Source organism: Campylobacter concisus (assembly GCF_902460575.1).
Taxonomy (GTDB): Bacteria; Campylobacterota; Campylobacteria; order Campylobacterales; family Campylobacteraceae; genus Campylobacter_A; species Campylobacter_A concisus_AW.
Genome location: NZ_CABPUY010000003.1, coordinates 660,870 through 676,080 on the forward strand (window position 1 = coordinate 660,870; position 15,211 = coordinate 676,080).

A 15,211-nucleotide genomic window follows, 5' to 3' on the forward strand; every position below is an offset into this window, starting at 1 on the left:
AGCAGATAAAAACTATAAATTTGACTTTTTTCATCATAAATCCTTTTAAATTTAAAACTATACAAGATAGAAAATTTCTTTTAATTTTATTGTGATTATATTTATAATATTATTAATTTATTATGCCTAGTTAAGGTTTATTAATTACAAAATTTATCCGAAAAACTCCAAATTTCATTCTCATCTATATACTCAAAAAAGGCATAACTAACATCAGCTATATCAGCATAAACTCTTAGCTTATCTACCATATCTTTATTTGTTAAATTTTTAATAGTATTCATTTATTTATCCTATTAATCTTTTTAAATTTATTGTCTATCAAGTAAAAATAGTTATCTCCAGCTACATTTATATATCTGTTTTTGGTAAATTTTATTCCACTTGCTTCATCGCCTGAAAGTGTATATGTAGTTTCTACAACGTAGTAGTCTAAACTTAGATCAATTACTCTTACTTCATCATTATCATCTACATAAAAATAGCCCAAATCATAAGATGGTTTAAATTTTTCATAATCTTCACTGCCAATAAATTCTTTTATTTTATCTTTGTAAATTTGTGGAGTTTTTATTTTCTTTCTAGTTTCATTTTCATAATCAATCCATCTAAGGTAATATCTCTTTCCATTAGACAATCTATTATAAACATGATACGTTTTATCTACTATCTCATCTATAAATTTACCTTTGGCTCTTTCATTTATATTTATGCAAGCATGCTCCATTTTCATTATGTCCTTGCCAGCAGCTACAAATTCATCATATTTTTGCTTGCAAAATTTATCGTTAAAGATATCTTGCATAACCATATCTATATAATTATTTTTATTGTTATTAAATTCTTGAAAAAATTTGCTTTGATTATTATCTAGCTCTTGTTTTATCTCTTGATATAGGTTTGATCTTTTTGCTCTTATATCTTTGTTTAGCTCCTCAAGCTTATCTATCTCTTTCTCTAGCTTCTCATCAAATACATAAACACCACCATATTTTTTAGCAATGCTCTCTTGTTCGCTAGTTAGATCAGAAATTCTTATAAAGCCATTAAAATAAGCAAGTGGTAGCAGTATAAACAAGCAGATAAAAACTATAAATTTGACTTTTTTCATCATAAATCCTTTTAAATTTAAAACTATACAAGATAGAAATTTCTCATAATCTTATTGTGAATATATTTATAATATTATTAATTTATTATGCTTAGTTGGGGTTTATTGATTATAAAATTTATCAGACACACTACAAATTTCATTTTCGTCTATGTATTCAAAAAACGCATAAGTAACATCGGCTATATCAGCATAGTCTTTTATCTTATTTACCATCTCTTTGTTGGTTAAATTTTTAAGAGTATTCATTTATTTTTTCCTATTTATTTATCTTTTGAAATTTGTTGTTTGATAGATAAAATTTATTATCTCCAATTAGTCTTTGAGTACTTTCTTTGGTAAATTTTATTCCACTTGCTTCATCTCCATATAGTCCAAATGTAACTTCTGTATAAAGTGTAGAAACTCCTATGCTTATAGGTATAATGGTGTCGTTGTCTATATAGAAGTATCCTAAATTTATGCTTAGATAGTTTTCATATTTATCATAGTCTTTGCCCATAAATTCTTTTAGTTTTTCTTCATAGTTATTCAGAATTTTGTAGTTATCTATTTTTATATTGTCTCTTCTTGAGTAGTACTTTTTCCCATTAGATAAAACTCTAGGTAATTTTTCATTCATAATAGTTTGGTCGTTTAAGTCAAAATCCCTATTATTGTTTTTAAAGAAATCATCAAGGTATTTATCCCTCTCTTCTTCTCTCTTATCTATCTCTTTCTCTAACTTCTCATCAAATACATAAACACCACCATATTTTTTAGCTATGCTCTCTTGCTCACTAGTTAGATCAGAAATTCTTATAAAGCCATTAAAATAAGCAAGTGGTAGCAGTATAAACAAGCAGATAAAAACTATAAATTTGACTTTTTTCATTATAAATCCTTTTAAATTTTCACTATTGTCTTATCTTTTGCTTTAAAGTCTTATTGTGATTAGTTTTTGTGGTGGTTTTAAATTTTAAAAAGCAGGGAGAGCTCCCTGCTGTGGTTATTTCTCTTCGTTTGTTTTGATATAAGCGTAGTCAGAAATTTTAGTCCACTCTCTTGCTTTTTTAAGGAAAGCTCTTTGAGACTCGACGATCTCTTTAAATAGTGGATCTTTTGCGCTCTCTTCATCAAGTAGCTCATTTGTAGCCTTTTTAAGAGCTGCGATGACCTCTGGTGGGAAAGATTTTACTTGGATGTCTGGGTACTCAGCTTTCATCTTGTCCCAGTACTCTACGTTTGCGTAAAATACCTTAGTATTCACATCTCTTGCCACTTCAGCAGCAGCCGCTTCAAAGATCGCTTTTAGATCATCTGGAAGTTTTTCATACGCATTTTTGTTGAAGAAAAACTGAGTTTCGCCATCTGGCTCTTGCCAGCCTGTGTAGTAGTATTTTGCCACTTTGTGAAAGCCAAGCGCCATGTCGTAAGCTGGGCTAACCCACTCGACTGCATCGATAGTGCCCATCTCAAGCGCCATATAAAGCTCGCCTGTTGGGATAGTGTTGATGTTTGCGCCAAGTTTAGCGTAAATTTCACCGCCAAAGCCTGGGATCCTGATCTTTAAGCCTTTGATATCATCAACTGACTTGATCTCTTTTTTAAACCAGCCGCCCATTTGCATGCCAGTGTTGCCAGCTCTAAAAATTTTGATGTTATATGGGTCAAAAACTTTCGCCTCTAGCTCTTTGCCGCCGCCAAATTCATACCAAGCTGTTTGCTCGTCGGTATTCATCATAAATGGCGTTGCTGTAAAGAACATTGTCTTAGGGTCTTTGCCTTTGTAGTAGTAGCTAGCTGTGTAGCCGATGTCGTACTGACCGCTCTTTGCAAAGTCAAGCATCGCAAAAGGTGACTTGTGCTTTGACGGGTAGTCGATCCTGATCTCGATGCGGCCGTTACTCATCTTTTCGACCTTCTCTTTTAGCTCTTTTGGCACGTCACCAAGCACTGGCATAGTGCTCTCCCATGAGGTTGCAAGCTTGAGCTTATAGACTTTGTCATCTCCCATGGCAGCGCAAGCAAGAGCTGCTAGGCCAAGAGACGCTAATAAAAATTTATTCATACTCTCTCCTTTAAAAATTTTGCATATTATACAAAAAATTTACATTATTAAATTGTGTTATAATCGCAAAAATCAAATTACAGGGCATAAAAATGATAAAAAAGACTAAAATTGTAGCGACTTTAGGGCCAGCAAGTGACAACGAAGAGACGATGGAGGCGATGGTTAAAGCAGGGGTTAATGTTTTTCGTTTAAATTTTAGCCACGGAACACACGAATACCACAAATCAAACATCGACAAGATAAGAAGCATCGAAAAAAGACTAAACAAACGCATAGGCATCTTGCAAGATATCTGCGGACCAAAGATTAGGGTTGGCAAGCTTAGCGAGCCATTTTACTTAAAAGCTGGCGACGAGCTTAGCATCTACGCAGAGGATATCGTGGGCGAAAAGATCGAAAAGGGCGTTTATAGAGTGAGCCTAAATCAACCTCAAATTTTACCTATGCTAAAGGCTGGCGAGTACGTCTATCTCTACGATGGCTCGATCAGAGCAAGAGTTACAGGCGAGGGCAAAGATGTGGTAAAAACCATCATCGAAAATGACGGAATTTTAAACTCAAACAAAGGAGTAAATTTCCCAAACACCGCTCTTGGCATCGACATCATCACGCCAAAAGATAAAGAGGATATGGAATTTGGCGCAAAGCAGGGCGTAAATTTCGTCGCCATTAGCTTCGTACAAGACGCAAATGACGTGATAAAAGCAAGAAATATCTTAAAAGAATTTGGCTCCAAAGCGGCTATCTTATCTAAGATCGAGAAATTTGACGCGGTTGAAAACATAGACGACATCATCGCAAAGAGTGATGGCATCATGGTAGCTCGTGGTGATCTTGGCATAGAAGTGCCATTTTACAGGGTCCCAACCATACAAAAGCTCATCATCAAAAAGGCAAATGCAGCCAGTAAGCCAGTCATCACAGCAACGCAGATGATGCTAAGCATGGCTGAGCATGAAACTGCCACAAGAGCGGAGATCAGCGACGTGGCAAACGCCGTGTTAGACGGCACTGACGCAGTTATGCTAAGTGAGGAGAGTGCGATCGGCAAAAACCCAGTCGCAGTCGTAGAGGCGATGAGCAAAACGATCATACAAACGCAAAGCATCTATCCATACAATAAATTTGACGATTTTGACTTTTTAGACGAGACAGATATGGTCGCAAATAGCGCAGCTTCGCTAGCCGTTCGCATCAAGGCAAATGCGATACTCTCTATCACAGGCTCAGGCAAATCAGCCATAAAGCTAGCTAGAAACCGCACAAGTATCGACATCATCGCCATCGCGCACGACGAGCAGACAGCTCACATGCTTACCCTTGCTTGGGGTGTGACGCCAGCGCTCGTGCTTGAAAAGACAAAGCTAAATGTCCTACTTGCAAATGTCATCAAAAAGGCTTACGACGCTGGATACGTCGAGCATGACAAAACCTATCTTGTCACAGCTGGCCACCCAACAGGCGTAGAGGGCAGCACAAACCTCATACGTATCATCAGACGCGACCAGCTTGATTATTACCTAGACCTTGCAACTGAGTAAATTTAAGGATTTTAGTGCCTGATATTTTGGCACTAAAATTTCTTTTAAATTTATGCGCTTTTATGCACTCGCCTTGAAAATCTACCGAATTTAAATTCTTTATTTTTCCACTAAATTTTGAGCCGTGATATGCCGGATCTAAATTTGAAATTTAAACTATGTGCTTTAAAATAAAACTACTACTTTTTTGCAAATTTAAAAATTCCATTCACTCGCAAGAATTGGCTACTAAAATTTGGCTTCGCTTGCCGCTTAGCTCAAATTTTAGAGCCGAAATTACTCGTTCATGAAATTTTAAAATTTGTCAGAATTTTCTAAAAATAAACCGCATGCAGTGCGAAGCACTAAAGCATGCACCTCTAACGTGCGAGGGGATTAGGGGATTTAAAAAGGGGGATAAGGGGACGGCTTCGTAATTCAAGTCCCCTTGTCTCCCTTTTGGATAAAAAGAAATTTACAAATTTAGTCAAGCTATCTTTGCAAATTTTAAAATTCCATTCACTCGCAAGAATTGGATACTAAAATTACTTGTTCATAAAATTTTAAAATTTGCCAGAATTTTGTGCATTTGGTCTAGTTGTATAATCGCATTCAAATAAGATTTTGAAAGATTTTGTGACACCAAATTTAGCGTCACAAATCAAATTTATTTTTTCTTTTTGCCTTTTGGCTCGTCGCCTTTAAACCAGCTTTTTATCTTGTCAAAGACGCTCTCGTCGGTGCTTGACTTGCCTGAAACTATGCCAAAGCTAGCTTGAAGCTTGTTTAAAAGCTCTTTTTGCTCGTCGCTTAGTTTATCAGGCGTTTGGATAGAAATTTGCGCTACAAGTCTGCCTTTTTTGCGTGAATTTACGCCCTTGATACCCTCATTTTCAAAGATAAATTGCTGTTTATCTTTCGCGCCAACTGGCAGTTTTAACTCGGCTTCACCGCGAAGTGTTGGGATTTTTATGCTTTCGCCAAGAACGGCTTGGGTGAAAAAGACTGGAATTTCTATATAAACGTCGTCATTGTGGCGGATAAAGTGCTTGTCGTCTTTTACGTTTATGCTCACATAAAGATCGCCTTGAACGCCGTTTGCACCGATGTTGCCTTTACCAGCGACCCTCATCCTCATGCCACTATCGACGCCCTCTGGGATCGTGATCTTGACGCTTTGTTGCTGGATTTTATAAGCTTTTGCGTTGCAATCAGGGCATGGCTCGCTTATCACTTTGCCAGATCCGTGGCAGTATGGGCACTCTTGAACGATATTCATAAAGCCATTTCCACGTGTGATCCTGCCGCTTCCGCCGCAGTGCTGGCAAGTTTTGTTTTTGCCGTCTTTGCTACCTGTGGCGTTGCATGTTGGGCAAGGCACTTTTTGATCAAATTTGATCTCTTTTTCGCAGCCAAAAACAGCTTCGTTAAACTCTAAATTTATAGGAATTTCAAGATCAGCCGAGTACTTTTCGGTTCGTCTTTTTCTCTGCCTAGAGCCACCGCCAAAACCGCCTCCAAAAAACGAGTCAAAAATGTCTGAAAGGTCAAAATCGGCACTAAAGCCACCGCCACTGCCAAATCTGCCCTCAAGCCCTTCTTTGCCGTATCTATCGTAGATAGAGCGCTTTTGCTCGTCGCTTAAGACCTGATAGGCTTCGTTTATCTGTTTAAATTTCTGTTCAGCCTCTTTGTCACCAGCGTTTCTGTCTGGATGGTATTTTAAAGCGAGCTTTCTAAAGGCTTTTTTTATCTCGTCGCCAGTTGCATTTCTTGAAATTTCAAGGATCTCGTAATAATCAAACTCCACATTTTTCCTTGTTTATTAAGCTTATTTTAAATGTGAGATTTTATCCAAAAAAGTTTAAATTTAAAAAAAAATTTACATTTTTGCCGTATAATCTCTACTATTTTTCAATGAAAAGGATGATTTATGATTAACGTTTTAATGATAGAAGACGATCCAGAATTTGCACAAATTTTATCTGAATATCTTGATAGTTTTAATATAAAAGTGACTAACTTTGAAGACCCATATCTAGGGCTAAGTGCCGGCATAAAAAACTATGACCTGCTCATACTTGACCTTACATTACCTGGCATTGATGGTCTTGAAGTTTGCAAAGAAATTCGCCAAAAATACGACATTCCTATCATCATAAGCTCAGCTCGCAGTGACATTAGTGACAAGGTCGTTGGACTTCAGCTTGGAGCGGATGATTATTTGCCAAAACCATACGATCCAAAAGAGATGTATGCTCGTATCACAAGTCTTATTAGAAGATATAAAAAGACAAACGAAGTTCAAGAAGAGGTCCTTGATAGTGCATTTAGGATAGACGACAAGCGCCATGAAATTTACTTTAATAATGAAGCCCTTGCTCTTACACCAGCTGAGTATGAAATTTTAACTTATCTCATCAAACAGCACAGCTTTTCAGTATCACGCGAGCAGCTAGTTTATAACTGCAAGAGCCTAAAAGATAAGGACTCAAAGAGCCTAGATGTCATCATCGGACGCCTTAGAACAAAGATCGGCGATAGCTCAAAAGCGCCAAAACATATTTTTTCAGTTAGAGGCATAGGATATAAGCTTATCGGATGAAATACTCCATAACCACCAAGATAACTATCATCTTTGCCATCGCTTTCTCGCTGATGTGCTTGCTCTTTGTGACATTTGCAAACATTCAGCAAGAAAGTGCCCTTGAGAAGCTAAAAGACAAACAAATAAGCGCTATGAACTACCTTGTGGCGCTTTACGAGCGTGGCAACCCACCAAGAGATTTGGAGCACTACTTTAAAAATTTCAACCTAGAATATGTCGGCAACAAAAATTTAGCCACCTCAGTTACTACAAGCGGAAACGCCATTTTTACGCAGCACACGCCTCTTGGAATGATGCAGTCGGTTAATTACAAAGGTGATTTGTATCTGCTTATCAAAAATCCATCTTTTCAGCTGCTACTTGAGAGTAACGACGCAAGACACGTAAATGACCCGCTTTGGGTGGCATTTTTGATCATCTCGGCTCTGCTCATCTCGCTTTATGTCTCGGTGCTTAGAAGCCTTTTGCCGCTTAGAAGACTTAGCAAAGATATCAGAAAATTTGCCAGCGGAAACATGGAGATGGCGATGACTGCTAGGCTAAATGAAAACGAGCAAGACGAGATCGGGCAGGTCGCGGTCGAGTTTGACAACGCCGTTTGCAAGATAAGAGAGCTCATCCGCTCAAGGCAGTTATTTTTACGTGCGATCATGCATGAGCTAAAGACGCCTATTGGCAAGGGCAGGATCGTCTCTGAAATGGTCGCAAACGACACACAAAAGATGAGGCTCATAAACGTTTTTGAGCGCCTTGAGATGCTTATAAATGAATTTAGCAAGGTCGAGCAGCTTCTTTCAAAAAGCTATGCGCTAAACTACCAAGAGTGCCATTTTTCGCTCATTTTGGAGCAGGTGCAAGATATGCTCATGCTTGATAAATTTGAAGAGCGAGTGAGCTGTGATATCAGAGATGACGTCTTGTTAAGAGTGGATTTTCAGCTTTTTAGCTTGGCGATTAAAAATTTGATAGATAACGCCCTAAAATACGCAGAGGATAAGAAAGCCATCTTGATCTGCGATAGCGAATTTATAGCAGTTAAAAATTTAGGCAAAAAGCTAAATCACCCGATTGACTACTACAAACAAGCCTTTGTAAGAGGCGATAAGGTGAGTGCGGGAAGCGGCATGGGGCTTGGACTTTATATCATCGAGCAAATTTGCCAGATGCAAAAATTTGAGCTTGTTTACGACCACGAGGACGGCTATCACGTCTTTAAAATTTTACTTCGTGCAAAGGCAAAACGCGCATGAAAAGGGGCTTAGAGAAATTTAACGAGCTAACTGAGTCTTTTGCCAAGCTCCCAGGTGTCGGTAAAAAGTCAGCCGCAAGGTTTGCCTACTTTGTCTGCATGCAAGATAGCTTTGCAGGGCTAAGGCTCGCGCAAAATATCGAAGATGCGGTGAGGTTTATCAAGCGTTGTGAGCGTTGCGGTGGGCTAAGCGAAAATGAAATTTGCGACATTTGCAGCGACGAGAGCAGGAACAGCGAAGTCATCTTGCTAGTTGAGAGCCCAAAAGATATCTTGGTTTTTGAGCAAAACGGCATCTACAACGGCCTTTATTTCGTGCTTGACGAGATCGACGAGGAGGCCATAGAGAGGTTGCGAAGTGCTATTACGCAAAATGGCTCAAAAGAGGTCGTCTTTGCCTTTACGCCAGGGCTAAATTCAGACGCGCTTATGCTTTACGTCGAGGACAAGCTTGGCATGAGTGAAATTTCATTTAGCAAGATCGCTCAGGGCGTGCCAACTGGCGTAAATTTAGAAAACGTCGATATGCTCTCGCTCTTAAAAGCCTACGAGAGCCGCACAAAAGCCTAATTAAAATTTCTTTTAGTTATAATCTCACCTAAATTTATAATATTTAGCCCAATCCGCCGCTAAATTTAAAAGGATAGAGATTGATTTTACTTATAGATAACTATGATAGTTTTGTCTTTAACGTCGAGCAGTACGTAAAAGAGCTCACCAGCGAAGAGGTTAGATGCGTTAGAAACGACAAGATAACGCTTGAAGAGATCAAAAAGCTAAACCCAAGTAAGATCATTTTAAGCCCAGGGCCAAAGCACCCAAAAGATAGCGGAGTTTGCTTAGAGATTTTGCAGGCAGACCTTGGCGTGCCAGTGCTTGGCATTTGTCTTGGACACCAAGCCATAGGGCTTAGTTTTGGCGCAAAGATAAAAAGGCTAGACGACCCGCTTCACGGCAAGACCTCGTTTATCGACGTGAAAAGCAAAGAGCCGCTATTTGCTGGGCTGCCTGAACGCTTTGAGGTTATGCGCTACCACTCGCTCTATGTCGATGAGCTCCCAGCTAGCTTAAGCGCTGATGCGGTGAGCGATGATGGCGTAGTTATGGCACTTAGCGTAAAAGATAAGCCGATCTTTGGCATCCAGTTTCACCCTGAGAGCTACTTCACGCAATACGGCAAAAAGATAGTTGAAAATTTTGTAAATTACAAGGCAAAAAAAGAGGTAAAAGAGCCAAAGATTCGCTCACTTAAGCCATATCTTATCAAGCTTCAAGAGAACATACCGCTTGATGATAGTGACTTTGAGCAAATTTGCGAGATAATAGCCAGCAAAGAGTACGAGATCGTGCAGCTTTCAGCCCTTTTAGTGCTTATTAGCGAAAAGAGCCTCTATCCAAAAAGCCTCGCTGCGCTTGCAAAAAATATCCTAAAATACTCGCAAACTTACCGCGACGATACGCCTATGATCGATCTTTGCGGCACTGGAGGCGATGGCTTTAAGACGATAAATATCTCAACTACTGTGGCATTTATCCTTGCAAGCCTTGGTATAAAGGTCGCAAAACACGGCAACAAGGCAGTTTCAAGCAAGTCAGGTAGCTCTGATGTGCTTGAAATTTTAGGCGTAAAAAGTGAAAAATCACTGGCAAAACAGCGTGAAAATTTAGCTAGTAAAAATTTAGCCTTTTTCCACGCGCCATTTTTCCACCCGCTAGTTGGCGAGGTGAGAGAGGTGCGCCAAAGACTTGGTATAAGAACCGTCTTTAACGTGCTTGGACCGCTTTTAAATCCAAATTTAAACCTTACAAACCAGCTAGTCGGCGTCTATCATAAACCAGTGCTAAAACTCTACGCCCAGACGCTTAAGATCCTTGGCAGAAAGCACGCTTTGGTCGTTCGCGGCGATGACGGACTAGATGAGATCACGCTTTGTAGTGAAACAAGCGTTGTGGAGCTAAAAAATGGCGAAATTTTTGAATACAGCATCACGCCAGAGCAGTTTGGCTTTAAAAGAGCGCTTCATAGCGACATCGAGGGTGGTACACCTGAAGAAAACGCCAAAACCTTGATACGCACGCTAAAAGGCGAGGAGCAGGGGGCGAAATTTGACATCGTGGTCTTTAACGCGATGTTTGCACTCTACGCGGCTGATGGCGCAAAGAGCCCAGACGAGGCCAAAAAAATGGTTTTAGAGGCGATAAATTCAGGCAAGGCGTATAAATTTTATGAAGAGTTTATAAAGGCGCAAGCCTAATGGCGCTAGTTAAAATTTGTGGTATAAAAACGCTAGATGAGGCAAGTGCGGTTTGCGCTTTGAATGTTGATTTTATAGGGCTGATATTTGCTAAAAGCAAAAGAAAGGTCGAGCTAAATTTAGCTAGGCAGATAGCGAAATTTGCTCACAGTAAGGGCAAAAAAGTGGTTGGTGTTTTTGCGGAGCAAAGTGATTGTGAGATAATGGAAATTTGCCAGTTTGCTGGTCTTGATGTGGCTCAGGTGCATGGAGTGGTGAGTGAAAATTTAGGTGCAAATTTAAAAGATATGGGGCTTGAGATTTGGCAGGTTTTTAGTGTGAAAGATAGCTTGCCAGAGGTTGATTTTAAGCATTTTGACATGGCGCTTTTTGACTGTAAGGGCGAAAATGCTGGCGGAAACGGAACTAGCTTTGAATGGGAAATTTTAAAAGAGGTTAAATTTAAATTTGGCATGGCTGGGGGCATAGGCGAGCACAACATAAAAGAGGCGCTGAAATTTAGGCCATATCTGGTTGATATCAACTCAAAAGTCGAGGACGAAAACGGCATAAAAGATGCGCAAAAGATAGAGAGAATTTTAAAGATCATAGGTGAGGTAGAAGATGAATAGTAAGGCGTATTTTGGAAAATTTGGCGGGCAGTTCGTGCCTGAGACGGTGATGTTTGCCCTTGATGAGCTAGAAAATGCTTATGAGAGTATCGCAAAGACAAAAGAGTTTAAAGATGAGCTTGATGATCTTTTGAAAAACTACGTTGGCAGGCCTAGTCCGCTCTTTTTTGCAAAGCGCCTAAGCGAGCACTACGGACATGAAATTTACCTCAAACGTGAGGATCTAAACCACACGGGCGCGCATAAGATAAATAACGCTCTAGCTCAAGCGCTGCTTGCTAAAAAAATGGGTAAAAAGAAAATTTTAGCTGAGACTGGAGCTGGCCAGCACGGCGTGGCAACAGCGACTGCAGCGGCACTTTTGGGCTTAGAGTGTGATGTGTATATGGGAGCTACAGATGTTGCTAGACAACAGCTAAATGCCTTTCGTATGCAGCTTCTTGGCGCAAAAGTGGTGAGCGTAGAAGATGGCTTAAAAACGCTAAAAGAGGCTACCACAGCGGCCATACAAGCGTGGGTAAATGAGATAGAAAGCGCGTTTTATGTTATCGGCTCAGCCGTTGGCCCGCACCCATATCCAAAGATCGTGCGTGATTTTCAAAGCGTCATCGGCACAGAGGCAAAAGCTCAGCTTGCAGACTACGGCAAAAAGGCGGACTACGTCATCGCTTGCGTTGGCGGCGGCAGTAATGCTATTGGCATTTTTAGTGCGTTTTTGGACGATGAGAGCGTAAATTTAGTAGGTATAGAAGCTGGCGGTCTTGGTATAGATACGCCTTATCACGCAGCTACGCTTAGCAAAGGCAAAACAGGCATCATCCATGGCATGAAAACTACGGTCTTGCAAGATGAGTACGGCATGATCTCGCCAGTGCATAGCATCTCAGCGGGTCTTGACTACCCAGGTATCGGCCCAGAGCACGCCCACCTAAACGACATCAAAAGGGTAAAATACGAAGCTGTGACCGACGATGAGTGTATAAATGCCTTGTATTTTTTAAGTAAGATGGAGGGCATCATCCCAGCCATTGAGAGCGCGCACGCACTGGCCTATCTAGAAAAGCTTTGCCCAAAACTTGATAAAAAAAGCGTCATCGTCGTAAATGTCTCAGGCAGGGGCGATAAGGACATAAACACAGTCATCGGCTACGAAAAAGGAAAAATTTATGGATAAGGTAAAAAGCGCATTTAACGGCAAAAAGGCAAACATCGGCTACATCGTGGCTGGTTATCCAAGCTTAGAAAAAACGAAGGAATTTTTAGAAAATTTAGATGAAAGCACGCTTGATCTGCTTGAGATCGGCATCCCATACTCTGACCCGCTGGCTGATGGCAAGCTCATCGCGCAAGCTAGCTTTGAGACAGCTCAAAGTGGCGTAAATACCGACGTTGTCTTTGACATGCTTGAAGGCTGCAAGGCAAAAGTGACAAAGCCTCTTGTTTTTCTAGTTTATTACAACATCATCTTTGCTTACGGCGTTGATAAATTTCTAAAAAGATCACGTGAGGCAGGAGTTAGCGGCTTTATCGTGCCGGATCTGCCTTGTGAGGAGTGTGAGGAGTTTGCTCTAAAGTGCAAGGAGCTAAATTTATGCCTTGTGCCACTTATCAGCGTCACGTCTGGGAGCAGGGCGGATGAGATATTAAAATTTGGCTCAGGATTTATCTACGTGCTAGGTGCTATCGGCGTTAGTGGCTCAAAAAGAGCCGATGAAGATAGGATAAAAAATTTAGTCCTAGAGCTTAAGAAAAAGAGCGATCTGCCAGTGGCTGTGGGTTTTGGCATCAAAAATAAAGATGATGTTAGCGAAGTGAAAAAATATGCTGACGCTGCGATCATAGGCACGCAAATAGTCAAGCTTTGCGCTAAATTTAGCGCAAAAGAGCTGGTTAAAGAGGTCGATAAACTCTTTTAAAATGCTTAATAAATTTATAGCTAATTTAGTAAAGCCAAAGTATAATTAACGCGCATTTCAAGTCTTAAGGAAGAAGATATGAGAAAAGTTATAGATGAAGCCACGAGCTATCTTTGCAAAGATACTTTGGGGTTGGATTTAGAGTTTGGCAAGAGCCTTGGTAAAGGATTTTACGGGGCTAGCATACCAGTTTATAAGGATAAAAGCGAGTATCAGTTTTATCTATTTTTTAAAAAAGATACTTTGAAAATTTTTATGAATGCCTTTTTTGGTCACGAAGATGTCGATGGTGGCGATCTGGACGATCTTTGTAAAGAGATAGCTAATCAAATCATCGGCAAGGCTAAAAATCTGCTAAATGAAAAAGAGCCAAATGCTTATAAACTCGGAACGCCTGAGTTTTTGGGCGAGGTTGAGAATTTTGGCATAAAGCTAAAAGAGAGATTTATATATAAGATAAAAAATAGAACATTTCAAATAGGCTACAAGATACAATGAACGATGAAGGTGCGATAGAGACACTAGAACAGCTAGGGCTTTTTAAGAGCTATGATGAGCTTATGGATATAAGCGTTGATTTTATAGCTGAGCTAGGAACTACCACAGTTAGCATAAATGAGCTTTTGAAATTTGAAGCTGGCTCGGTCATAGATCTCGAAAAACCAGCTGGCGAGAGCGTGGAGCTATATATAAATAATAGAATTTTTGGAAAAGGCGAAGTAATGGTTTATGAGAAAAATTTAGCCATCAGAATAAATGAAATTTTGGACTCAAAGTCAGTTATTCAGTACTTCAAAAAAGAACTTTTATGAAATTTATACTATTTTTTGTGCTTTTTGCTACGCAGATATTTGCCTCAAACTTGCTAACATACAATATTTATGAGCGCACCGATAGGGTCGATATCATGCTTAGCTTTGATGCGCCTTACGAGGGCAATATCTTTCAAAAGCGTGAAAAAGACACAACCTCTTTGATACTAAATTCTCTAAGCTACGATCAAAGCGCGAGCAAGGATATAAACTCAAAGATCATTCAAGAGCTAGATATTGAGCCAAAACAAAACTCTTTAGTTTTAAATTTACGCTCAAATGACGCTATCATCGTAAATGCATCAAAGACAACTGATAGCTTCGGGCTTCGCATCCGCGTAACACTAAAAAACACAAAAACGCAGGTGCAAAATATGCCACAAGCTAGCGCAAAGATAGAAACTGCTAGCACGCCAAAGACAGAAAATGAACCTATGGTAAATATTGATTCAAGATACTTCATCGTCCTAAGTGTGCTCATCGCGCTTCTTATATTTTTATATGTTTTTAAACGATATATCACTTCAAAAAGTAGTGATTTTAGCGGGTTTAAAACGCCACAAAATCAACCACAAAATGACACAAAGTCGATGAACTGGCTGCTTAAAAACCAAAATAGTGGCGTCAATATCATCTATGAAAAATATCTTGATCGCACAAATAAGCTAATGCTTCTAAGCTACGAAAATAGGCGCTACTTGGTGATAGTTGGCAGCTCAAACGTCATGCTTGATAGCTTTGGCGAGGATAAGATCCAAAATGAGCAGGACTTCGCTGTTTTCTTTGAAGAAAATAAGAAAAAACTTGGCTCATTTTTGCAAGAGCGTCAAAATAGCCTAAATAACTACAAAGATAAAATGAGCGGGGAATTTTAGTTGCGCTTCGCTACTAAATTTAAAAATTTAGAAGAGTGTTTTCACAAATTTTAAAAGTGGCTTCGTATCCGCCATGAAGTTGCTAGCCTGTGAAGTAAAATTTGAGACCTTTCTCGCCTTTTTGGATAAAACAAATTTACAAATTTAATAAAGATCTTTCGCAAATTGTAAAATCTTACTCACTCGCCTTAGCAGACTACT

Annotated in this window: 17 protein-coding genes; 11 read left to right on the forward strand and 6 right to left on the reverse strand. The window is 39.6% G+C overall.

Annotation, left to right across the window (positions count from 1 at the left end):
- Window positions 1-140: 140 nt before the first annotated feature.
- The 5 genes from F3G76_RS10605 to F3G76_RS09710 form a co-directional block, all read right to left on the reverse strand.
- Window positions 141-284 carry a hypothetical protein gene (locus F3G76_RS10605; protein ID WP_181001430.1) on the reverse strand — a complete coding sequence of 48 codons (144 nt, stop codon included), beginning with the start codon at window positions 282-284 and terminating at the stop codon, window positions 141-143.
- The gene (locus F3G76_RS09695; protein ID WP_149706581.1) at window positions 281-1,111 is read right to left on the reverse strand and encodes a hypothetical protein; all 831 of its coding nucleotides are present in this window, start codon (window positions 1,109-1,111) and stop codon (window positions 281-283) included. The genes F3G76_RS10605 and F3G76_RS09695 overlap by 4 nt, the downstream gene beginning before the upstream one ends.
- Before the next feature lie 102 nt (window positions 1,112-1,213).
- Window positions 1,214-1,360: a diadenosine tetraphosphate hydrolase gene (locus F3G76_RS09700; RefSeq protein WP_149706582.1), complete on the reverse strand. Its 147-nt coding sequence runs from the start codon at window positions 1,358-1,360 to the stop codon at window positions 1,214-1,216.
- A 10-nt stretch (window positions 1,361-1,370) separates the two neighbouring features.
- Entirely contained in the window at window positions 1,371-1,985 is a 615-nt protein-coding gene (locus F3G76_RS09705; protein WP_149706583.1) for a hypothetical protein, read from the reverse strand.
- A 114-nt stretch (window positions 1,986-2,099) separates the two neighbouring features.
- A complete protein-coding gene (locus F3G76_RS09710; RefSeq protein ID WP_021089010.1) occupies window positions 2,100-3,161 on the reverse strand; it encodes a TRAP transporter substrate-binding protein in 1,062 nt (353 codons plus the stop codon).
- 92 nt (window positions 3,162-3,253) lie between these two features.
- On the opposite strand from F3G76_RS09710, the gene pyk reads away from it, so the two are divergent.
- Window positions 3,254-4,705: a pyruvate kinase gene (gene pyk / locus F3G76_RS09715; protein ID WP_149706584.1), complete on the forward strand. Its 1,452-nt coding sequence runs from the start codon at window positions 3,254-3,256 to the stop codon at window positions 4,703-4,705.
- Window positions 4,706-5,351: 646 nt separating this feature from the next.
- Here the strand turns inward: pyk and dnaJ are convergent.
- A complete protein-coding gene (gene dnaJ / locus F3G76_RS09720; RefSeq protein ID WP_149706585.1) occupies window positions 5,352-6,494 on the reverse strand; it encodes a molecular chaperone DnaJ in 1,143 nt (380 codons plus the stop codon).
- A 123-nt stretch (window positions 6,495-6,617) separates the two neighbouring features.
- On the opposite strand from dnaJ, the gene F3G76_RS09725 reads away from it, so the two are divergent.
- The 10 genes from F3G76_RS09725 (at window position 6,618) to F3G76_RS09770 (ending at window position 15,010) form a co-directional block, all read left to right on the forward strand.
- A complete protein-coding gene (locus F3G76_RS09725; RefSeq protein ID WP_021084939.1) occupies window positions 6,618-7,289 on the forward strand; it encodes a response regulator transcription factor in 672 nt (223 codons plus the stop codon).
- The gene (locus F3G76_RS09730) at window positions 7,286-8,542 is read left to right on the forward strand and encodes an ArsS family sensor histidine kinase (RefSeq protein WP_149706586.1); all 1,257 of its coding nucleotides are present in this window, start codon (window positions 7,286-7,288) and stop codon (window positions 8,540-8,542) included. Before F3G76_RS09725 ends, F3G76_RS09730 begins: the two co-directional genes overlap by 4 nt.
- On the forward strand, window positions 8,539-9,111 hold the full coding sequence (gene recR / locus F3G76_RS09735; protein WP_149706587.1) for a recombination mediator RecR: 573 nt from the start codon (window positions 8,539-8,541) through the stop codon (window positions 9,109-9,111). The genes F3G76_RS09730 and recR overlap by 4 nt, the downstream gene beginning before the upstream one ends.
- Before the next feature lie 80 nt (window positions 9,112-9,191).
- Entirely contained in the window at window positions 9,192-10,796 is a 1,605-nt protein-coding gene (gene trpD, locus F3G76_RS09740; protein WP_149706588.1) for an anthranilate phosphoribosyltransferase, read from the forward strand.
- On the forward strand, window positions 10,796-11,407 hold the full coding sequence (locus F3G76_RS09745; RefSeq protein ID WP_107946027.1) for a phosphoribosylanthranilate isomerase: 612 nt from the start codon (window positions 10,796-10,798) through the stop codon (window positions 11,405-11,407). Before trpD ends, F3G76_RS09745 begins: the two co-directional genes overlap by 1 nt.
- On the forward strand, window positions 11,400-12,581 hold the full coding sequence (gene trpB / locus F3G76_RS09750; RefSeq protein ID WP_149706589.1) for a tryptophan synthase subunit beta: 1,182 nt from the start codon (window positions 11,400-11,402) through the stop codon (window positions 12,579-12,581). Before F3G76_RS09745 ends, trpB begins: the two co-directional genes overlap by 8 nt.
- Window positions 12,574-13,323 carry a tryptophan synthase subunit alpha gene (trpA, locus tag F3G76_RS09755; RefSeq protein ID WP_149706590.1) on the forward strand — a complete coding sequence of 250 codons (750 nt, stop codon included), beginning with the start codon at window positions 12,574-12,576 and terminating at the stop codon, window positions 13,321-13,323. Before trpB ends, trpA begins: the two co-directional genes overlap by 8 nt.
- Before the next feature lie 78 nt (window positions 13,324-13,401).
- On the forward strand, window positions 13,402-13,821 hold the full coding sequence (locus F3G76_RS09760) for a chemotaxis protein CheX (RefSeq protein WP_149706591.1): 420 nt from the start codon (window positions 13,402-13,404) through the stop codon (window positions 13,819-13,821).
- Entirely contained in the window at window positions 13,818-14,135 is a 318-nt protein-coding gene (gene fliN, locus F3G76_RS09765) for a flagellar motor switch protein FliN (protein ID WP_002942551.1), read from the forward strand. The genes F3G76_RS09760 and fliN overlap by 4 nt, the downstream gene beginning before the upstream one ends.
- A complete protein-coding gene (locus F3G76_RS09770) occupies window positions 14,132-15,010 on the forward strand; it encodes a hypothetical protein (protein ID WP_002942603.1) in 879 nt (292 codons plus the stop codon). Before fliN ends, F3G76_RS09770 begins: the two co-directional genes overlap by 4 nt.
- Window positions 15,011-15,211 lie beyond the last annotated feature (201 nt).